This window comes from Buttiauxella sp. BIGb0552 (genome assembly GCF_004366275.1).
Classification (GTDB): domain Bacteria; phylum Pseudomonadota; class Gammaproteobacteria; order Enterobacterales; family Enterobacteriaceae; genus Buttiauxella; species Buttiauxella gaviniae.
In genome coordinates this window covers 660027-681110 of the sequence record NZ_SODY01000002.1, presented here as the reverse complement: position 1 = coordinate 681110, position 21084 = coordinate 660027, and the positions used below count along the sequence as shown (strand labels likewise).

Annotated in this window: 15 protein-coding genes; 10 read left to right on the top strand and 5 right to left on the bottom strand. The window is 54.6% G+C overall.

From position 1 onward, the window contains the following. Positions 1-15: 15 nt before the first annotated feature. The gene (locus EDF88_RS07935; protein WP_134183937.1) at positions 16-2298 is read right to left on the bottom strand and encodes a TonB-dependent siderophore receptor; all 2283 of its coding nucleotides are present in this window, start codon (positions 2296-2298) and stop codon (positions 16-18) included. A 281-nt stretch (positions 2299-2579) separates the two neighbouring features. Between EDF88_RS07935 and fes the strand changes: the two genes are divergently transcribed. From fes to EDF88_RS07920, 3 genes are read left to right on the top strand one after another with little or no spacing between them, the layout of a single operon-like run. After that, entirely contained in the window at positions 2580-3791 is a 1212-nt protein-coding gene (gene fes / locus EDF88_RS07930) for an enterochelin esterase (RefSeq protein ID WP_134184199.1), read from the top strand. A 15-nt stretch (positions 3792-3806) separates the two neighbouring features. After that, positions 3807-4028, top strand: a complete 222-nt coding sequence (locus EDF88_RS07925) for an MbtH family NRPS accessory protein (RefSeq protein ID WP_134183935.1) — start codon at positions 3807-3809, stop codon at positions 4026-4028. Positions 4029-4035: 7 nt separating this feature from the next. Further along, positions 4036-7956, top strand: coding sequence for an enterobactin synthase subunit F (locus tag EDF88_RS07920; protein ID WP_166671964.1), 3921 nt, complete (start codon positions 4036-4038; stop codon positions 7954-7956). Between the two features lie 129 nt (positions 7957-8085). On the opposite strand, the gene fepC is transcribed toward EDF88_RS07920, so the two are convergent. The 3 genes from fepC to fepD are packed head-to-tail and all read right to left on the bottom strand — an operon-like array spanning position 8086 to position 10861. Next, the gene (gene fepC, locus EDF88_RS07915) at positions 8086-8886 is read right to left on the bottom strand and encodes an iron-enterobactin ABC transporter ATP-binding protein (protein WP_134183933.1); all 801 of its coding nucleotides are present in this window, start codon (positions 8884-8886) and stop codon (positions 8086-8088) included. After that, positions 8883-9836: an iron-enterobactin ABC transporter permease gene (gene fepG, locus EDF88_RS07910; RefSeq protein WP_243839603.1), complete on the bottom strand. Its 954-nt coding sequence runs from the start codon at positions 9834-9836 to the stop codon at positions 8883-8885. Before fepG ends, fepC begins: the two co-directional genes overlap by 4 nt. A 35-nt stretch (positions 9837-9871) precedes the next feature. Then, positions 9872-10861, bottom strand: a complete 990-nt coding sequence (gene fepD / locus EDF88_RS07905) for a Fe(3+)-siderophore ABC transporter permease (RefSeq protein ID WP_134183928.1) — start codon at positions 10859-10861, stop codon at positions 9872-9874. Between the two features lie 141 nt (positions 10862-11002). Here fepD and entS point away from each other — a divergent pair, with 141 nt between their 5' ends. After that, positions 11003-12235 carry an enterobactin transporter EntS gene (entS, locus tag EDF88_RS07900; RefSeq protein ID WP_134183926.1) on the top strand — a complete coding sequence of 411 codons (1233 nt, stop codon included), beginning with the start codon at positions 11003-11005 and terminating at the stop codon, positions 12233-12235. Between the two features lie 108 nt (positions 12236-12343). On the opposite strand, the gene fepB is transcribed toward entS, so the two are convergent. Then, positions 12344-13288, bottom strand: coding sequence for a Fe2+-enterobactin ABC transporter substrate-binding protein (gene fepB, locus EDF88_RS07895; protein ID WP_064516822.1), 945 nt, complete (start codon positions 13286-13288; stop codon positions 12344-12346). Between the two features lie 204 nt (positions 13289-13492). Here fepB and entC point away from each other — a divergent pair, with 204 nt between their 5' ends. From entC to cstA, 6 genes are all read left to right on the top strand, one after another. After that, complete coding sequence (entC, locus tag EDF88_RS07890) at positions 13493-14674, top strand: isochorismate synthase EntC (RefSeq protein ID WP_134183924.1); 1182 nt, start codon at positions 13493-13495, stop codon at positions 14672-14674. Then, positions 14675-16291, top strand: a complete 1617-nt coding sequence (locus EDF88_RS07885) for a (2,3-dihydroxybenzoyl)adenylate synthase (protein ID WP_134183922.1) — start codon at positions 14675-14677, stop codon at positions 16289-16291. It begins immediately after the preceding gene. A gap of 14 nt (positions 16292-16305) precedes the next feature. Continuing rightward, the gene (locus EDF88_RS07880; protein WP_134183920.1) at positions 16306-17166 is read left to right on the top strand and encodes an isochorismatase; all 861 of its coding nucleotides are present in this window, start codon (positions 16306-16308) and stop codon (positions 17164-17166) included. 2 nt (positions 17167-17168) lie between these two features. Continuing rightward, on the top strand, positions 17169-17915 hold the full coding sequence (dhbA, locus tag EDF88_RS07875) for a 2,3-dihydro-2,3-dihydroxybenzoate dehydrogenase (protein ID WP_279586335.1): 747 nt from the start codon (positions 17169-17171) through the stop codon (positions 17913-17915). Further along, the gene (gene entH / locus EDF88_RS07870) at positions 17916-18332 is read left to right on the top strand and encodes a proofreading thioesterase EntH (protein ID WP_134183918.1); all 417 of its coding nucleotides are present in this window, start codon (positions 17916-17918) and stop codon (positions 18330-18332) included. A gap of 593 nt (positions 18333-18925) precedes the next feature. Continuing rightward, positions 18926-21031, top strand: a complete 2106-nt coding sequence (gene cstA, locus EDF88_RS07865) for a pyruvate/proton symporter CstA (protein WP_134183916.1) — start codon at positions 18926-18928, stop codon at positions 21029-21031. Positions 21032-21084: the final 53 nt, after the last annotated feature.

Sequence of the window (21084 nt, the reverse complement as noted above, 5' to 3'; positions counted from 1 at the left end):
GTAAGCGGAGGTCTATCAGAAATGCGTATTCAAACTGACATAGTAAGTACGTCCTGACTCGTTATATGTTTCGGCACCTGCACCGTACATATAACCGGCATCGCCACCCGTTGTCTGGGCATTACCCGCACGCCAGTGGCGTTCATCGAAGACATTGTCGATACCCGTAGTCAGGCTGACATTCTTCGTTGCGTCCCAGGTCCCACTCAGGCCAACAATGCTATAAGGGCTAACTTCGTTGGTTTCTGTTCCCGTTGCAGGCAAACCTTTGTAGTTGTACTTCTTCGGCTGTTGTTTGCCGTACCACGTAAAGGTCGATTGCACAGAGATGTCCTGGCGAATTTGCCAGCTCAGGGTAGAGTTTACCGTATATTCCGGAATAACGGACAGGCGCTCGCCGGTCTCTTTATTCTTACTTTCCAGCATGTAAGTGATGTTATTCGTCCAGTTCACTGTATTGGAAACCGGTACGTTTAACGTGCCTTCCAGCCCTTCTACCAGTGCCTTAGGAATATTTTCCCACTGGTAAATATCGGTTTTGGTTTTGCCTGAAGAAGTCTGGCCGATTGGCGCGTAACCCGCTTCGATTTTGTCTTTATAATCATTGCGGAACCACGTGACACCAGCGAGCCAGCCGTCACGTTTGAACTCAAGACCAATCTCTTTGTTGATGCTGGTTTCAGCTTTAAGGTCTTCGTTACCCATCATGTAACAGCCCACGCCGGTGCCGCTTGCGTAGCAACCCTGGCCTTTGCTGTAGAGGATGTAGTTCGGGTTGGTCTGATACAGGCTCGGTGCTTTATACGCCTGAGCAATACCCATTTTCAGGGTGAAGTCATCACCCAAACCTTGAGACAGGTTCAGAGATGGGCTCCAGTTATTACCCACGATGCTGTGATGATCAAAGCGTAGACCCGGAGTCAACATAGTGCTGTCGGTCAGCTCCATATTGTCTTCAGCAAACAGTGAGAAGATCTCTGCCTGAGAATATGGGCTACGGTTGGTGCTGTTCGACCCAGGAATTGGGCCACCCATAAAGGTTTGCCCATTCGACGACAAATCTTTCATCTTTTGCTGGTTCCATTCGGTACCCAGCGTCAGGTTTTGATTGACCACGAAATCGATCGGAATATTCACTTCGCTGTGCAGCAGCACGTCGCTCAGGTCGATATCACTGAACTTATCGCTGGAGAAAATCCCTTCGGTCCCCCCCGCCAGCCCTTCTTGCATACGCGAGTTACGCGTGTGTTCGTACTGCACCCAGTTGCTGGTCGTCAGGCCAGTGTCCCAACCACCGTTCCAGGTCATGGAATAGCTCTGGCGATAGAGGCGGTTTGTCTCTTCACCGTAGTTATCTTTCACAATCTGGTTGGTGTTGGTGTTCTGGGTATCGCCGGAATAGAGGTTGCCCTGGCGGCTGTAACCCGCTTCCAGTTCCAGAGATTGCATCGGGGCAAAGTCCCAACGCACGACGCCGTTGATATCTTTGTTAATCACACCTTCGCGCCCGGCGGGCAGAGTATCAGAGTAAATACCGGTACGTTCGGACTGGTGACCCTGGTTGATGTCCCACGCATCGGCCTGGGTTTTATCCAGGTTACCGTACAGGCGGAAGCTGAAATCCCCGCCCAGCGGGCCGTTCAGGCTGAAGTTAGTGCGCTTGGTTGAACCTTCATCTTTGTGCTCTGGCGCATTCAGATAGGTGTTCCAGGAGCCATGCCATTCACCGGTGCCTTTTTTGGTGATGATATTGACTACACCACCTGCCGCACCGTTACCGTAACGCGCTGCGGCCGGGCCACGAATGACTTCTATACGCTCGACCATTTCAGGTGGTACCCAGCTTGCATCACCACGTGTATCACGTTCGCCACGCCAGCCAAGTCGTACCGAGTTGCGGCTGGTGACCGGTTTGCCATCGATAAGAATCAGGGTGTTTTCCGGGCCCATACCGCGAATATCAATCTGGCGGCTGTTGCCACGTTGACCACTGGTGGAGTTACCGGTCAGGTTAACGCCTGGCATAGTGCGGACAATTTCAGAAATATCACGCGCTGGTGGGCGTTTTTTCAGCTCTTCAGCGGTGATGGTTGAAACGCCTGGTGCCTGCAAATTTTGCGCGGCGGCGGTAACAACCAGAGTGTCTTCATCAGCGTGATTTTGTGTGTCGTCATTGTTGGCAGCAGCGGTCTGAGCCGTTGCTGGTGCCGCTTGTTCTGCCGCAAAGACAGGTGCAGCAACACCGTAGATTCCCAGATTGATTAGCATTGCGAGGGAATAGTTAATTTTCTTATTCATTATGGCGGCCTGCTTTTCCGCTGGGCCCGGTGTCATTCCATTCCCAGAGGGATCGGGCGCAGCATGGATGTTACGAAGCGATACCGAAACTGTCTGCAACAGCCTCGAAATGAGGGAATCGTGCGTTCAAGTCCGGCAATTAATTGTTTTTGCACCAGTAAGCTGGTAGCCCAAAGCGCGGAAATACGCTATTGCAAATGCAAATAATTATCAATAGTATTATCAATATATTTCAACTTAATTGATCGTTATCAATACTTTCATGGGGTTATGTTCGAGTGGTGAATTTGCTGACAGGAAGTGAGAGCTGGTGGCAGGAAAAACAGGCGCAAGGGATACCCGCCGTTACCTGTGAAAATGATGGTCTGTGTGAAGTGACTTTTTTATGGCGTGACCCTAAGGGTTGCGAGCAAATCTCACCGACAAAGCGAGTCTGGATTTACATCACGGGCGTAACGGATCACCACCAACGCTCGCGTCCGCAAACGCTCGAACGCATTGCCGGAACTGATGTCTGGCAGTGGCAAACGCAGCTAACTGCTACATGGCGCGGCAGTTATTGCCTCATTCCAACAAACAGCGAAGACGATTTCCCGCCAGAGGCTTTTGAAGGGCTGGTTCCGGTTCCGATGGCGCTGCGTGAAGGTTGGCGAAAACTGCTGCCACTTGCGATTGCCGACCCGCTAAATTCTGAAAGCTGGCTCGGTGGGCGAGGGCATCCAATGTCAGCACTCCATCTCCCTGATGCGCCGAAACAAGAGGGCTGGGCTCAACCCGACACGCTGTATGCCGCAGCACGTTGCATAACCTGGACAAGTTCGCGCCTGAAAAATCAACGTAACGTCTGGATTTTTGCAACCGGTGACGTCCAGCCAGAGCAGCGCCCGTTGGCAATTTTGCTCGACGGGCAATTCTGGGCCGAAAGCATGCCGGTGTGGTCTGCGCTCCAGGCTCAAACCGATGACGGAGTATTGCCTCCCGCGGTTTACGTGCTTATTGATGTCATCGACAATTCAACGCGCAGTGATGAACTGCCCTGTAATGCGCAGTTTTGGCTGGCGGTGCAGGAAGAGCTATTGCCGCAATTACGCTCGCTCACCAGCTGGAATGAAACCCCGCAAACCACGGTCGTCGCCGGCCAAAGCTTTGGTGGGCTTTCTTCGCTTTATGCTGCTCTCCATTGGCCGGAACAATTTGGCTGCGTGCTCAGTCAGTCCGGTTCTTACTGGTGGCCACGTCGTGAAAACAACCAGCAAGGCGGGCAGTTGATACGGCAACTGGAAGATGGGCTTGCGTGTGGAAAACCGCTGCGTATCTATCTTGAGGCAGGGGTCAGAGAACCTCTCATTTATCAAGTTAATCAACGAATTTACCCCTTACTACAACAAACACAGCGAGCTGTTTTCTACCGTCAGGTTGATGGTGGGCACGATGCGCTTTGCTGGCGAGGCGGTCTTTTGGACGGTCTCGCCTGGCTTTGGAAAGCGCCTTAAAGAGCGGAGTTAACTATGGAATTCAGTAACCCTTTCGACTCATTGCAGAGCCGTTTTTTCATCCTTGAAAATGCGCAGCAACAGTTCAGCTTATGGCCGGAACATTGTGCATTGCCCGATGGCTGGCAGGTGGTTTGTGAACCCGCATCACATGATGAATGTAACCACTGGCTGCTTGCCAACTGGATCAATCTCCAACCCACTTCTTTTGCGAAACAGGGTGTAAGCGGTGAGTGAATTAATGATGTCTTCTGCACTGGAACAACAAATTGAAACTCTGCCGCTTGTGGCGGCCCAACCCGGTATCTGGATGGCGGATCAACTTTCGCCGCAGGCTAATGCGTGGAGCGTGGCCCACTACGTAGAATTAAATGGTGACCTCAACGAAGCTCTGCTGTGCAAGGCTATCGTGGCTGGAATGAAAGAGGCCGATACTTTGTGCATGCGCTTTAGTGAAGTGGACGGCGAAGCACGCCAGTGGCTTGATCCGCATGCTTCATTTATCCCCACGCATTGCCATGATTTGCGCAACGATGCAGACCCGGTGGCCGTGGCGCAAAATATTATGCGCAACGATCTCGAGCAGGATTTGCGCATTTCCAGCGGCAAACCGCTCTACCACCACCAGTTGCTGCGTATCAGCGACACACGCTGGTTCTGGTATCAACGTTTTCACCATTTAGTGGTTGATGGCTTCAGTTTCACCGCCATTACCCGCCGGATCGCCAATATTTATAGCGACTTGTGCCAAAACCAAGCGCCTGAACCCACGCCATTTACACCATTTAGCGACGTGGTTGCCGAGTACCAAAAATACCGCGAAAGCGACGCGTGGAAACGCGATGCGACGTTCTGGGCTGAGAAAGCCAAACAACTGCCGCCACCCGCCACGCTTTCAACACAACCGCTCACCAGCCATGGTTCCACCACACAACTTATCCGTCAGTCGCTGAGTTTTGGCCGTGCAGATTTTCAGCGTCTGGTTGAAAACTCCCGCCTGCAAAACCTGACGCCCGCTGATATGGCATTAGGGCTGGTGGCGTTGTGGCTAGGGCGTTTAAGTGGCCGCAATGAGTATTCCGCTGGTTTTATCTTTATGCGCCGCATGGGTTCCGCGGCACTTTGTGCCACTGGCCCGGTGCTGAATGTGCTGCCGTTTGGTGTGCGTATCGAACCCGGCTTCACCCTCGTGGATCTGGCGGCAAACCTGGCTCAAGAGCTGAAAGGTATGCGCCGTTATCAGCGCTACGATGCCGAGCAAATCCAGCGTGATTTGGGGCAGGCCGCAAGTTCAGAGCCATTATTCGGCCCGGTGCTGAATCTGAAAATGTTCGATTACAGTCTGGATTTCAACGGTATCGAAGGCATTACACATCAACTGGCCTCCGGCCCGGTACGTGATTTAGAAATTGCGCTGTACATCAGCGAACAAGGCGACTTCTCCCTTGAAATGCTGGCTAACTCCGAACGTTATGATGCACAAACTTTGCAGCAGCATATTGCGCGCTTGCCACTTTTGTTGCGCCAGTTTGCGGCCAATCCCGCATTACGATGCGCCGATGCCCAGTTGTTGCATGAATCCGAAATCTCGCTGCTGGAAAGCGTGAATGCCACGCAAACTCCAGTCCCGGCGACAACGTTAAGCGAGCTTATTGCGAAGCAAGCAGAGCGCACACCTGATGCCCCCGCACTTGCCGATGAAAACCATCAGTTCAGCTATCGCGAGATGCGCGAACAAGTGTCTGCACTGGCGGGGGAGCTGATAACTCGCGGTGTTAAACCGGGTGATGTCGTCGCAGTCGCGTTGCCACGCTCAGTATTTTTATCCCTGGCGTTGCAGGCCATTGTGGAAGCTGGCGCCGCTTGGTTGCCGCTGGATACCGGTTACCCCGATGACCGGTTACACATGATGCTTGAAGATGCCGCCCCGCGTTTGTTGCTGACATCCGAAGATCAGTTACCACGTTTTGAGCGCGTCAACGGCCTGCAAACTTTCTGCTATCAAAACGTGCTGGCAACGCTTGCGCCGCCGCAGACTCACAATCTCTCACGCCCGGAACATACCGCTTATGTGATTTTCACATCAGGCTCAACCGGCCGCCCGAAAGGGGTAATGGTCGGGCAGCAGGCCATCGTGAACCGGCTGTTGTGGATGCAAAACCACTATCCGTTAAATGGCGATGATGTGGTTTTGCAGAAAACGCCATGCAGTTTTGATGTGTCGGTTTGGGAGTTCTTCTGGCCGTATATTGTGGGTGCTCAACTGGTGATGGCTCCACCAGAAGCGCACCGTGATCCGGAAGCGTTGCAGCAGTTATTTTCCCGCTACCGGGTGACGACCACGCACTTTGTGCCGTCGATGTTAGCGGCGTTTGTTGCTGCTTTAAACGATGCCGACGCGGTGGAGAAATGTGCCAGTCTGAAACGCGTATTCTGTAGCGGCGAAGCGCTGCCGACCGAACTTTGCCGCCAGTGGGAGCAGCTCACCCATGCGCCGCTGCATAACCTTTATGGGCCAACGGAAGCCGCCGTTGACGTGAGTTGGTATCCGGCATTTGGTGACGAGTTAGCGCAAGTCTCTGGCAGCAGCGTGCCAATTGGCTGGCCGGTGTGGAATACCGGGCTGCGAATTCTGGACTCGGCAATGCGCCCGGTTCCACCGGGTGTTGCTGGTGATCTTTACCTTACCGGGATCCAACTGGCACAGGGCTATTTATCCCGCCCGGATCTTACCGCCAGTCGCTTTGTTGCCGATCCTTTTGCTGCGGGCAAGCGAATGTATCGCACCGGTGATGTGGCTCGCTGGCTTGATAATGGTGCGGTGGAATACCTTGGGCGCAGTGACGATCAACTTAAAATTCGTGGCCAGCGCATCGAACTGGGCGACATCGACCGCGCTTTGCAGGCACTGCCGGGTGTGGTTCAGGCAGTCACGCATGCTTGCGTGCTCAATAAAGAGGCCGCAAGCGGTGGCGATGCCCGCCAACTGGTGGGCTATCTGGTCTCGGCCTCAGGCGAGGTTTTGCCAGTCGACACTCTGCTTGAACAATTGAGCGACGTGCTCCCGGCGCATATGGTGCCGGTCGCGCTTATTCAGCTTGATGATTTCCCATTGAGCGCGAACGGCAAACTGGACAGAAAAGCGCTGCCGTTGCCACAACTGGCCCAGCGTAGCTCAGGGCGCGCACCGGAATCTTCTTTAGAAATCACCATTGCTGACGCTTTTGCCCATTTGCTGGGCTGCGAAATTCACTCCATAGACGACGATTTCTTTGCCCTCGGCGGCCATTCACTACTGGCGATGCGCCTCGCGGCTCAACTTCGCCGCATGCTTGAAAGGCCGGTAACCGTGGGGCAGGTGATGGTGGCGTCGACAGTCGGCCAGCTTGCTGAAATTTTGGCGCATGATTGCGACGAAGAAGAAGCGAATCGGGCAGGGTTTGAAGCCGTGCTGCCGCTGCGTAAAAGCACCGGACCAACGCTTTATTGCTTCCACCCGGCGTCTGGCTTTGCCTGGCAATTTAGCGTGTTGCAGCGCTATCTCGACCCACGCTGGTCGATAACCGGCATTCAGTCCCCGCGCCCGAATGGCCCAATGCAGCAAGCTGAAAACCTGGCGCAGGTTTGTGAAACGCATCTGCAAACCCTGCGTGAACTTCAGCCGCATGGCCCGTATTACCTGATGGGATATTCGTTAGGCGGTACGCTCGCGCAAGGTATTGCAGCGCGTCTTGAAGCGGCGGGTGAAAAGGTGGCGTTCTTAGGACTGTTAGATACCTGGCCACCGGAAACGCAAAACTGGGCTGAAAAAGGTGCCAACGAACTCGACCCGGCGGTGCTTGATGAAATCAACCGCGAACGTGAGGTTTTTGTCGCCGCACAGCAGGGGCAAGCCTCAGGTGCTTTGTTCGAGGCTATCGAAGGGAACTATGGTGATGCGGTGCGCCTGCTGACCACGGCGCAAAGTGTGCCGTTTGCGGGTAAAGCCACATTGTTTGTTGCCGAACGGACGTTGCCAGAAGGAATGGACCCGCAGCAAACCTGGGCTCCGTGGGTGGGTGAGCTTGATGTATTCCGCCTCGATTGCGCCCATGTCGATATCATTTCCCCCTATGCTTTCGAGGACATTGGGCCGGTATTGCAGCGAGTGTTAGCGTTAGATTAAACAAATGCGGCGGCACGATTTTTTGTCTTCCGAAGTTGTTGAAGAATGTCGGATGTCGCTGCGCTAATCCGACCTACGGATGAGTAGGTTTTGTAGGGGGGATTAGCGTAAGCGACATCCACCGATACTTCACGCCCGTCCGAGCGGCACCACCAGCGGCGTATGCGCCACCGGATCTTCAATAATCATGCAGCGCAGGCCGTAAATCGCTTCGATAAGTTCAGGGGTGACAATCTCGGTCGGTGCCCCTTCGGCGATAATCTTGCCGTCCCGCAAGGCGATTAAATGCGTGGCGTAACGGCAGGCCTGGTTCAAATCGTGCAGCACGGCGGCAAGCGTGTAACCTTGTTTTTGGTTGAGGTCGCGCAGCAATTCCAGCAAATCAATCTGGTGGCTGATATCAAGCCAGGTGGTGGGCTCATCAAGCAGCAAAATGGAGGTTTCCTGCGCCAGCACCATCGCAATCCAGGCTCGTTGCCGCTGGCCGCCCGAAAGCGTATCCACCGGCTGCTCGGCCAAATCTTCAATGTTTGTCGCTTTTAATGCCCGCTCGACCGCCTGGCTGTCTTCTTCGCGCCAGCGTGAAAACATCGGCTGGTGCGGGTAACGGCCGCGAGCCACCAGTTCCGCCACACTAATATCCCCCGGAGCTGTGGAATTTTGTGCCAGCAAACCCACACGTCGCGCCACTTCTTTGGTGGCAAAACGGTGGATTTCATTGCCGTCGAGCCACACCTGGCCGTGCATCGGTTTCATCAGGCGGCTTAGTGTGCGCAGCAGCGTGGATTTCCCGCAGCCGTTGGGGCCGATAATCGCGGTAAATTTCCCGTCAGGAATGGCCACGGTCAGGCCATCGGCCACCACATGATTGCCATATCCAAGCCGTAATTTTTCGCCATGCAGGCGCGATGGAGTGGAAATCTGGCTCATTTCTTACGGGACTCCTGAATCAACAACGCAATAAGATAAATACCGCCGAGACTTACGGTGACGACGCCGACCGGTAATTGATACGGCATAAACAGATGTTGGGCGCACAGGTCTGCTGCGAGCAACAGCGTTGCGCCGCATAATGCAGATTGCAGCAAACCCCAGCGTGAAGTGCCGCTCAAACGGCGGGCGATATGTGGTGCGACCAGCGCGATAAACGAAATCGGCCCGGCGAGTGCCGTTGCGGCGGCGGTGAGGATAACCCCCGTTAGCATCAACAGCAGGCGAGATCGCTCCACGGAAACACCGAGCGCGCAGGCGCTGTCATCGCCCATTTCCAGCAAACGCATGCGCCGCACTAACAATGCCCCAGCCACTAATGCCAGCAACATTAACGGTGCTGCCGGGAATAATTTCCCCCAGGTTAAACCGTTCAGGGAACCCGCATTCCACAGCCCTGCGGAAATAGCGGTTTCAAGCGAGGCATGCAGCAATAGCCAGGTATTGAACGCCACCAGCATGGCTCGCACGCCAATACCGATGATTATCAAACGGAAAGTTTCAATGCCGTTTCGCCACGCGAGCAGCCAGACCACCAGCGCAGTAATAATGCCACCAACCATCGCGGAGGTAGCAATCGCAGTTTGATGTTGGCCGAACAGCACCATGGCGATCAGAACACCACTCCACGCCCCGGTATTAAAACCCATCACGTCCGGGCTGCCGAGCGGGTTGCGCATCAGTGACTGGAAGATGGCACCACTCACGCCCAGCGCCGCACCAATCAGCAGCGCCATGACAACGCGTGGCAAACGCCATTCAACAACGACCAGTGAGATATTGCGTGGTGCGGAGCCGAGTAGTGCGTCAATCACCTGGTTGACTGATAGTGGCAAAACGCCACTCCCCAGACTCCACAATCCGAGAATAATACTGAGCATTAATAGCATCAGGCTGCTGATTAACAGGCGAGGGGAGAGGCGGTTCAAATTCCTGCTCCTTTACGCTGGCGGCGGACTAAGTAAATGAGCATCGGTGCGCCAATAAATGCGCTCACCACTGAAACACGTAATTCGCCAGGAACCAGCATGCGGCCAACAATATCGGCGAACAGCAATAGCACCGGTGTGGCAATCAAGGTGACGGGAAGCGACCATCGGTGGTCAGCGCCCACCAGCCAACGTGCCAGATGCGGTATCATCAGGCCAATAAAAGCAATTGGTCCGACAGCGGCGGTCGCGCTGCCACACAATAAAGTGATGGCGATTAAACCGAGCAACTGAGTGCGTGCCACTTTGCTGCCAAGTGCAGTTGCGGTATCGGTGCCCATACTCAGGCTGTTTAGAGAACGACTGATAAGCAGCGCAATCGCACCGCCTGCCAGCACGGGCAAGACAATGACTTTCAACGTTGAAAGCGTACGGATATCGAGTGAACCGGCCTGCCAGAAACGTAGCTGGTCATAGACCACTGGGTTAAGTAGCGCGATGCCATTGCTTAAACCTTCGAGCACCGCACCGAGTGCAACACCTGCCAGCGTTAAGCGCACCGGGCTGAGTTGGCCGCCACCCTGACTACCGGTAAATGCCACCACCAGGGCAGCAAACAGCGCGCCTGAAAAGGCAAGCCCAAGGAGCGCCAGAGGAGAGGTCAGGCTCCAGACCGCCGCACCCAACACAATCGCAAAACTCGCTCCGGCATTAACGCCAAGCAGACCGGGGTCAGCCAGTGGGTTTCGGGTCAGGGTTTGCATCAACGCACCGGCAAGGCCCAGCGCGCCGCCCGCAAGAATACCGGCGAGCGTGCGGGGGAGGCGAGCGTCGTGCACGATAGTGCAATCTGCACTTTGGCATTGGCTGCTAAGTGCATCGATAACCACTTCGGCAGGGAGGGATTTGGCACCTAATAACAAACTGAGTATTGCCATTAAAACGAGTAAAAACAGCAAACTCAGCAGGATGAACCAGCGTGACATACGTTGTATATCCTTCACTTCGTAGCCCTACAAAAATCATGTAAAATTAAATGATAGTTATTATCATTATCACTCTTATTTGTTTATGTTAGCATGAGCCGCCTCGCACCCGGAAAGAAAAATTCGCTTTAAGGCCATGTAATGAACCGCAATTCTTTGCTGCTTAATCTCAGTTTACTCAAGACTCATCCCGCTTTTCGTGCGGTCTTCCTCGCCCGTTTTATCTCCATTGTTTCGTTGGGGTTGTTGGGCGTTGCGGTGCCGGTACAAATTCAGACCCTGACGGGTTCTTCTTTGCAGGTCGGTCTTGCGGTGACGCTAACCGGTTCGGCGATGTTTATCGGTTTGATGATGGGGGGTGTGCTGGCAGACCGCCACGAGCGCCGCCGCCTGATTCTTCTGGCCCGTTCTACCTGCGGCGTCGGCTTTATTGGCCTGACGATTAACGCCGCATTACCTGAACCATCGCTGGCGGCGATTTACCTGCTTGGCGTGTGGGATGGGTTCTTTGGTGCGCTCGGTGTGACTGCGCTTTTAGCCGCAACACCTGCGCTGGTGGGGCGTGAAAACCTGATGCAGGCAAGTGCGATTACCATGCTCACAGTGCGCCTGGGCTCGGTGATTTCACCGATGATCGGCGGGCTGCTGCTGGCGTCGGGCGGCGTGGTGTGGAACTACGCGCTGGCTTCCGTCGGCACCTTTATCACTTTGCTGCCGTTGCTGAGTTTGCCGAAACTGGCACCGCCGCCACAAGCGCGTGAAAACCCGCTGCTGTCACTGTGGAATGGTTTACGTTTTCTGGTTGGCCACCCGATTATCGGCGGCATTGCGTTAGTCGGCGCGTTGCTCACGATGGCGAGTGCGGTGCGCGTGTTATATCCGGCGCTCGCCGGGCACTGGCAAATGAGTGCGGCGCAAATCGGCCTGATGTATGCCGCCGTACCACTGGGAGCCGCCATTGGCGCGTTGACCAGCGGGCGTATTGCCCATCACGCGAGTCCGGGCATGATCATGCTGGGAACGGGTGTTGTGTCGTTTATCTCGATTGGCATTTTCAGCCTGATGCCGGTTTGGGGGCTTGGGCTGGCGTGCCTTGCGCTGTTTGGTTATCTCAGTGCGATTAGCTCTTTGTTGCAATACACGCTAATTCAGACGCTTACCCCGGACGGGATGTTAGGGCGTATCAACGGCCTGTGGACTGCGCAGAACGTGACGGGTGATGCGATTGGTGCTGCGATTTTGGGCGGAATGACCGTTGCTATGACGCCTGTTGCGGCTGCAAGCTCGGGTGGTTTTGCGCTAACGATATGCGGGGTTGTGCTGGCGATTGTGCTGGTGCAATTGCGACGTTACCAGCAAACCGTTCCTGCTTAAAACATGAACCATGTCGGATGTCGCTGTGACATCCGACATGGAAAAACCACGCAATCACCTGAAAGCAGTAGGTCGGATTAGCGTTAGCGACATCCGACATGCAATCCATTACTTACTGGCAAACAGCTTACTCATCCGCTCCAGAATCTGAGTGGCACTGTAATAATCCAGACGGAAAGTTTCAGTGCCCAGCGCATAAACTTGCTTGTGCTGCACGGCAGGCAAATGCGAAAGCAGCGGGTTGTTTTCCAGCGCGGTGGCATCTTTTTCATCGCTGGCAAACAGGAACAGACTTTCACCGTTCAAACCTGCGGCCAGGTTTTCCCCACCAAGTTGCACAATGTCATGACGTTTCCCCATGCTCTTACTGGCCTGAATTGTCGCGGGTAACGTCGACAATGTGAAGCCAAGCTGCTGAAGCAATTTCCCTTGCGCAGATTCTGACGTCCACAAGTTCGCCGAATGTGAGGCAGGGGTATAAACCAGCGCGGTCACCGGCTGCGGTGGCAATGTCATATGCATTTTTGCTTCGCTCAGATGCTTATCAAAACTGGCAATTCGCCCAGCGGCTTGCTTCTCATGCCCGGTGATGCCACCAAGCTGAGTCAGTAATTGCTGCCAGCTCTTGTCGTCATAATTAATCACAAGCGTTGGTGCGATGGCAGAGAGCTGCTCATAAAGGGCGAGGGCAGAATCACCACCGGTTGCACTAATCAAAATCAGATCCGGCATTTGTGCGGCAACGGCTTCGGCGCTGGCTTCGCCAATATATAAGCGTTGAACGTTACGCTCTTTAGCCACATCTCCCCACTGGCGCAGAAAACCCTGCGCGTCACCCATTCGGTTGCCAGGCGTCGTTGCACCGCTTGCAATAACGGGCGCATCAATGGCCAGCAGCGAGCCGGTTAACGTCACGCTGGTTGAAACAATACGCTGCGGTGCCTGCTCAAACGTGTGCGTACCGTGGCTGTCGGTGATGGTGCGCGGCCAGTCGGCGGCGTGGGCAAAGCTGCTCAGGCAGAAAAGGATTAGTGCGGAGAATCTGATTTTCACTCAATGACATCCTGTAGGAAATTATGCGCAAAGTTATGGTAATGCTTCTCATTTTCACTGTTATGCCATCAGGGTGCAAGCGGCACAATTGTTAAAATAAATTTGCCTTTGTTGACAGCGCGGCGGTTTCTCTTTAGGTTACGACTCCGAAATACAAATGATAATTATTATTAATATCTTTTATCATTTTTTGACGGAGGATGGATGGATACGTTACTGGCCCGGCAGCCGCAAGAAAAACAGCTAACTTCTTGTGCCGATAGTTTTTTCTTTATGTCGCCTTATCGAAGTTTCTCGACAAGCGGCTGCTTTACTCGACTCGACTGCCCGGCACTTGATGGTGAAAACCTCAATGCTGGGCTGCAAAAACAGTTGCGTGAAGCGTTCGAAAACGCCAAAAAGCACGGTATCGAGAAGCCCGTTGCCGTAGGCGCAATCCCCTTCGATCCCCGCCAACCATCAGCATTGTTTATTCCTGAAAGCTGGCAGACGTTTTCACGTGCTCAACGCCAGATTGATTCCAGCCAGTGTGGTGCGGCCCAACCGCTGAACATTGCCGAACGTAAAGCTGTCCCTGAACAAGAAAAATTTATGGCGATGGTGGCGCATGCCGCTGCCGCTACCACCCAGCCGGATATCGACAAAGTGGTGCTCTCGCGCCTGATTGATATTGAAACGGATGCGCCCGTTGACCTCGATGCTTTGCTCAATCGCCTGATTAGCCAAAACCCGACCAGCTACAACTTCCACGTGCCGCTAGCCGATGGCAGCTCGCTGGTGGGTGCCAGCCCGGAATTGCTGCTACGCAAATCGGGCAAGAATTTCAGCTCCTTGCCGCTGGCAGGCTCGGCGCGTCGCGATACAAACAATATCCAGCGCGACAGCGAAATTGGTGCGCAGCTGCTGCGCTCAAGCAAAGACCGCCACGAACACGGCCTCGTGACCCAGGCGATGCGCGATGTTTTGCAGCCGCATAGCCAACATTTAACGCTTTCCGATACGCCGGAACTTATCACCACGCCAACTTTATGGCACCTCGCGACCCCGATTTACGGCCAGGTTGAAGACCATCAACACAACGCGCTTTCGCTTGCCTGCCTGCTGCACCCAACCCCGGCGTTGAGCGGTTTCCCGCACGATGTGGCGCAAAAATTAATTGCCGAACTGGAACCGTTCGACCGCGAACTGTTTGGCGGCATCGTCGGCTGGTGTGACGCCGAAGGTAACGGCGAGTGGGTAGTCACTATTCGCTGCGCCCGCGTGGGCGGTAACCAGGTGCGCCTGTTCGCCGGAGCAGGGATTGTGCCTGCTTCCTCTCCTGAATCGGAATGGCGCGAAACCGGCGTCAAACTTTCCACCATGCTCAACGTATTTGGACTTAATTAAATGGCGATTCAATTCACTCGCTGGCCGGATGAACTGGCCGCTCGCTACCGCGAAAAAGGTTACTGGGCCGACTTGCCTCTTACCGATATTCTCAGCCGCCAGGCCAAAAACGACGCGATTGCGTTAATCGAAGGTGAGCGCCATTACAGCTATCGCGAACTCGAACTGGCCGCTACGCGGCTGGCCTGCGCACTACAGCGCCGTGGCCTGAGCCGTGGTGAAACCGCGCTGGTTCAACTTGGCAACGTGGCAGAACTTTATATCACACTGTTTGCACTGCTGAAGATTGGCGTGGCTCCGGTTAACGCGCTGTTCAGCCACCAGCGCACCGAAATGGAAGCCTACGCTAAGCAAATCGAGCCGGTGGTGCTGATTGCCGATCGCAAACACAGTTTGTTCGCTCATGATGATTTTCTCGAGTCGCTGTGCCAGCAAAACGCATCGCTACGCATGGCTGTGTTGCTCAATGAAAACGATCGTGAACGTTCGCTAAGTGCCTTCATCAACGAAGCGGAAGACAACTTTGTCGCTTCGCCATCGGCGGCCGATGAAGTGGCCTTTTTCCAGCTTTCTGGCGGTAGTACCGGCACGCCAAAACTGATCCCTCGCACTCATAACGACTACTACTACAGCATTCGCCGTAGCGTAGAAATCTGCCGCTTTGATGCGAACACGCGCTTTCTGTGCGCGATCCCGGCGGCACATAACTACGCGCTAAGTTCGCCTGGTTCGCTGGGCGTGTTTTATGGCGGCGGGCGCGTGGTGTTGGCAAATGACCCGAGTGCCACGCTCTGTTTCCCGCTGATTGAACGCCACCAAATCAATGCCACCGCGCTGGTGCCGCCGGCCGTCAGCCTGTGGCTGCAAGCGATTGGCGAGTGGGGCAGCAATAAATCCCTTGAGTCGCTGGCGTTGTTGCAGGTGGGCGGCGCACGTTTGAGCGAAGCGCTGGCCGCCCGCATTCCCGCTGAAATTGGCTGCCAGTTACAGCAAGTTTTCGGCATGGCCGAAGGCCTGGTGAACTACACGCGCCTTGACGACGATAACGACCACATCTTCAAAACCCAGGGCAAACCAATGTGCCCGGACGACGAAGTCTGGGTGGCCGATGAGCAGGGAAACCCGCTGCCATATGGCGAAGTCGGCCGACTGATGACGCGCGGGCCATACACCTTCCGTGGCTATTACCGCAGCCCGGAGCACAACGCCAGCGCCTTTGATGCCAACGGTTTCTACTGCTCGGGCGATCTGATTTCGATTGCCGAAGACGGCTACATTACCGTGCAGGGGCGCGAGAAAGATCAGATCAACCGTGGCGGGGAGAAGATCGCCGCCGAGGAGATCGAAAACCTGTTACTGCGCCACGAAGAGATCGTGCATGCCGCATTGGTTTCGATGGAAGACAGTTTATTGGGCGAGAAAAGCTGCGCGTTTATCGTCGGCAGCCGCCCGTTCCGCCCGGTGGAAATTCGCCGTTATTTGCGTGAGTTAGGTATTGCCGACTTCAAGCTGCCGGATCGTATTGAAATCGTTGAGAACCTGCCGCTAACCGCGGTGGGCAAAGTGGACAAAAAACGTTTGCGCCAGTTGATTGCTGATAAGCAACTGGCTTCCTGATTGACGGAGAATTTATGGCTATTCCAAAACTGAACGCATACACCTTACCGACAGTTGCCGACATCCCGGAAAACAAAGTGAACTGGGCGTTTGAACCCGAGCGCGCGGCACTGCTGATTCACGATATGCAGGAATATTTCATCGATTTCTGGGGCGACAATTGCCCGATGATCCAGCAGGTTATCGCCAACATTGCCGCGCTGCGCGATTACTGCAAGCGCCACAATATTCCGGTCTACTACACCGCGCAGCCTAATGCCCAGAGCGATGAAGACCGTGCGCTGCTCAACGACATGTGGGGGCCGGGCTTAAACAAATACCCTGAACGCCAGAAAGTGGTGGCAGAACTTGCGCCAGACGAACACGACACGGTGCTGACCAAATGGCGGTACAGCGCGTTTATCCGCTCGCCGCTGGAGCAAGCTTTAAAAGAAACGGGACGCAACCAGCTCATTATCTGCGGTGTGTACGCGCACATTGGCTGCATGACTACGGCAACTGACGCGTTTATGCGCGATATCAAACCTTTTATGGTGGCCGATGCGCTGGCTGATTTCAGCCGCGAAGAGCACATGATGGCGCTGAAATACACTGCAGGCCGTTCCGGGCGCGTGGTGATGACCCGCGATTTATTGCCGGAAAGCGCGCCGCAAAACAAACAGCAACTGCGTGAAATCGTCATGCCGCTGCTTGATGAATCTGATATCCCTGATGATGACGAAAACCTGATTGATTACGGTCTTGATTCCGTGCGCATGATGGCGCTGGCGGCACGCTGGCGCAAAATCCACGCCGACATTGATTTCGTGATGCTGGCGAAGAACCCGACGATTGACGCCTGGTGGGTGCTGCTGTCGCGGGAAGTCGCGGCATGAACATCGATTTTAGCGGCAAACAAGTTTGGGTAACGGGGGCAGGCAGAGGCATTGGTTACCACACCGCGCGGGCGTTTAGCGACGCGGGTGCGACGGTTGTCGGCTTTGATCTGGCGTTCCCGTTGGATATTTATCCGTTCGCCACCGAAGTGGTCAACGTGGCGGATGCAGACCAGGTGGGCCGCGTGACTCAAAGAATACTTAGCGACGAACAGCAACTGGATGTGCTGGTGAACGCGGCAGGAATTTTGCGCATGGGCGCAACCGATGCCCTGGCGTTGCAGGACTGGCAGGACACATTTGCGGTCAACGTCGGCGGCGCGTTCAATATGTTCCGCGCCGTGATGCCACGCATGCGCGAACAGCGCAGCGGGGCGATTGTCACCGTTGCATCCGATGCGGCACACACGCCGCGCACCGGAATGTCGGCTTATGGTGCATCGAAAGCGGCTCTCAAAAGTCTGGCATTAACCGTTGGCCTCGAACTGGCTCCCTTTGGCGTGCGCTGCAATGTGGTATCGCCGGGTTCGACGGATACCGATATGCAACGCACGTTGTGGAAAACACCGGACGCCGAACAGCAGCGTATTCAGGGCTTCCCGGAACAGTTCAAACTGGGTATTCCGCTGGGCAAAATCGCTTGCCCGCAGGAGATCGCCAGCACGATTTTGTTCCTCGCTTCAACGCACGCCAGCCACATCACGTTGCAGGATATTGTGATTGATGGCGGCGCAACGCTTGGAGCCTGAATGAGTATCTGGAAAAGGGAACTTACGCTCGAGGCGCTAAATAAAACCAGCGTCGGAACGATGGTTGAGCATCTCGGTATTGTTTACACACGCATGGACGACGAAAGTCTGGAAGCGCAAATGCCTGTTGATCACCGCACCCAACAGCCATTTGGTTTGCTACATGGCGGCGCGTCTGTGGTGCTGGCAGAAACGCTGGGGTCTATGGCTGGATTTCTGACGACAAGCGAAGGGCAGTGCGTGGTGGGAACGGAGATAAACGCCAGCCATCATCGCGCGGTGGCATCAGGAACGGTGCGTGGAGTATGCAAACCGCTGCATTTAGGACGGTCTTCCCAGGTGTGGGAAATTGCGATTTTTGATGCTCGCGGGAAAAGGTGCTGTACGAGTCGGTTGACGACGGCGTTATTAGGGTGATGCTTATGGCAAGCCGGAGGTTTTCCGTTCACCTGAACGATATTCGATCCCATAATTTCCCGCGAACGGTGAACGTGCCAGGTGGGTAACGCTGGGGCAATTTATACCGTGAACAAGGTCATAACCGATTCTGCTTTTGACCTTAGCTTTTGACGTTGACCTTTGAGTCCGGCATAAATCGCCTCCGTTTTGACTGTAAGGCCGGGTCGAGCCGTCGGGAACGGCGAGAGGTTGTGATCGCCGGGAGCGAGTCACAACCGACCCTGGGACTGAAAGGAAAAACGGAGGTTTACTGCGAAGCAGCGATTTAATCGCCGGGAGCCGGGATTGCCAAGGGTGCTGCGGTAGCACCCTTGGTCCGTTCACCGTTTCGGTAACTACAGTGATCACTGAACTCTCGGTGAACGGAACCATCACCTATCAAGCAATGGCAGAACCATCACCACATCGTGATCTCCTTAACAAGCTGATGTAAAGACCTGGTTAAACCACTGTATTCCAATGTTTCAATGTTGTTAAATCCATGTGCTTGTTCTAGAACAAAACGGTAATACCGTCTGCCTCTACCTCTGGCTCTACACATGGAAAACAATATGAATAATCCAGGGAAACACCTCATATGGGCTGTGCTTGCACTGATAGGTGCATTCGCGCTCGGCTACATCGCACTCAATCGTGGCGAACAGATAAACGCATTGTGGATTGTAGTTGCCTCAATCTGCGTTTACCTCATCGCTTATCGTTACTACGGCCTGTTTATCGCTAAACGGGTGTTAACTGTTGATGCCACTCGTATGACGCCAGCTGTGCGCCATAACGACGGGCTTGACTACGTACCTACCGACAAGAAAGTGTTGTTCGGTCACCACTTTGCTGCGATTGCTGGTGCGGGACCGCTTGTCGGGCCGGTGCTTGCCGCGCAAATGGGTTACTTGCCTGGTATGCTCTGGCTGCTGGCTGGTGTGGTGTTAGCCGGTGCAGTACAAGATTTTATGGTGCTGTTTGTCTCAACCCGTCGTGACGGGCGTTCACTGGGCGAACTGGTGAAAGAAGAGATGGGCAACACGGCGGGTGTGATCGCGCTAGTGGCCTGCTTTATGATCATGGTTATCATCCTCGCGGTGCTGGCGATGATTGTGGTGAAAGCGCTGACCCATAGCCCGTGGGGCACCTACACCGTGGCGTTCACCATTCCGCTGGCGTTGTTTATGGGTGTCTATATCCGCTACCTGCGCCCTGGCCGCATTGGTGAAGTGTCGGTTATCGGCCTGGTGATGCTGATATTTGCCATTATTTCTGGCGGTTGGGTTGCCGAAAGCCCAACCTGGGCACCGTACTTTGACTTTACTGGTGTGCAACTGACCTGGATGTTGGTGGGTTATGGTTTTGTCGCCGCAGTTCTGCCAGTTTGGCTGCTGCTGGCACCGCGTGATTACCTCTCAACCTTCCTGAAAATCGGTACCATTATTGGGCTGGCGATTGGCATTTTGATTATGCGCCCAACGCTGCAAATGCCATCGCTGACTAAATTCATTGATGGCACTGGCCCGGTCTGGACCGGCGACTTGTTCCCGTTCTTGTTCATCACCATTGCATGCGGTGCAGTTTCAGGCTTCCACGCGCTGATTGCCTCTGGCACCACGCCAAAAATGCTGGCTAACGAAAACCAGGCTTGTTTCATCGGTTACGGCGGCATGCTGATGGAATCGTTTGTGGCGATTATGGCGCTGGTGGCGGCCTGTGTTATCGACCCTGGCGTCTACTTCGCGATGAACAGCCCGATGGCGGTTCTGGCTCCGGCAGGGACGGTGGATGTCGTCACCTCTGCGGCAAGTGTTGTCAGTAGCTGGGGCTTCCATATCACTCCAGACACCTTAACCAACATTGCCAATGAAGTGGGCGAGCAAAGCATCATTTCCCGTGCAGGCGGTGCACCAACGCTTGCGGTTGGTATGGCGTATATTCTGCATGGCGCGTTGGGCGGCTTGATGGATGTGTCGTTCTGGTATCACTTCGCTATTCTGTTTGAAGCACTGTTCATTTTGACCGCGGTCGATGCCGGTACACGTGCGGCGCGCTTTATGCTGCAAGACTTGTTGGGCGTAATCTCCCCAAGCCTCAAGCGTACAGATTCGTTGCCTGCGAACTTGCTGGCGACGGCGCTTTGCGTGCTGGCATGGGGTTATTTCCTGCATCAGGGCGTTGTTGACCCCCTTGGCGGTATTAACACCCTGTGGCCTCTGTTTGGTATTGCTAACCAGATGCTGGCGGGTATGGCGCTGATGCTGTGTGCGGTCGTGCTGTTTAAGATGAAGAAACAGAAATACGCCTGGGTGGCGCTGGTGCCAACGGCCTGGCTGCTGTTCTGTACGCTGACTGCTGGTTGGCAAAAAGCGTTCAGCGACAACCCGAAAGTGGGCTTCCTAGCTATCGCTAACAAGTTCCAGGCAATGATAGACAGCGGCAATATTCCCGCGCAATACACTCAGTCTCAGCTTACCCAACTGGTGTTTAACAACCGTCTGGATGCTGGGCTGACCATCTTCTTTATGGTGGTTGTGGTGGTGATTGGTCTGTTTGCAATTAAAACCGCGCGCCAGGCGCTGAGATCGGACACGCCAACGGCGAAGGAAACGCCTTACCAGAAGATGCCTGAAGATGTTGAGCAGATTGTTGCGCAGGCGAAAAGTGCGCACTAAGCCATTCATCCATCTCCCCGTAAGGGGAGGTGGATTTTACGCCCGGAGCTACC

Excerpts from the sequence above, each read along its gene's own strand:
- EDF88_RS07935 (WP_134183937.1), bottom strand. The coding sequence starts at position 2,298 with ATGAATAAGAAAATTAACTATTCCCTCGCAATGCTAATCAATCTGGGA.
- EDF88_RS07925 (WP_134183935.1), top strand. The coding sequence starts at position 3,807 with ATGGAATTCAGTAACCCTTTCGACTCATTGCAGAGCCGTTTTTTCATC.
- EDF88_RS07920 (WP_166671964.1), top strand. The coding sequence starts at position 4,036 with ATGTCTTCTGCACTGGAACAACAAATTGAAACTCTGCCGCTTGTGGCG.
- fepC (WP_134183933.1), bottom strand. The coding sequence starts at position 8,886 with ATGAGCCAGATTTCCACTCCATCGCGCCTGCATGGCGAAAAATTACGG.
- fepG (WP_243839603.1), bottom strand. The coding sequence starts at position 9,836 with ATGCTATTAATGCTCAGTATTATTCTCGGATTGTGGAGTCTGGGGAGT.
- fepD (WP_134183928.1), bottom strand. The coding sequence starts at position 10,861 with ATGTCACGCTGGTTCATCCTGCTGAGTTTGCTGTTTTTACTCGTTTTA.
- entS (WP_134183926.1), top strand. The coding sequence starts at position 11,003 with ATGAACCGCAATTCTTTGCTGCTTAATCTCAGTTTACTCAAGACTCAT.
- entC (WP_134183924.1), top strand. The coding sequence starts at position 13,493 with ATGGATACGTTACTGGCCCGGCAGCCGCAAGAAAAACAGCTAACTTCT.
- EDF88_RS07885 (WP_134183922.1), top strand. The coding sequence starts at position 14,675 with ATGGCGATTCAATTCACTCGCTGGCCGGATGAACTGGCCGCTCGCTAC.
- EDF88_RS07880 (WP_134183920.1), top strand. The coding sequence starts at position 16,306 with ATGGCTATTCCAAAACTGAACGCATACACCTTACCGACAGTTGCCGAC.
- entH (WP_134183918.1), top strand. The coding sequence starts at position 17,916 with ATGAGTATCTGGAAAAGGGAACTTACGCTCGAGGCGCTAAATAAAACC.
- cstA (WP_134183916.1), top strand. The coding sequence starts at position 18,926 with ATGAATAATCCAGGGAAACACCTCATATGGGCTGTGCTTGCACTGATA.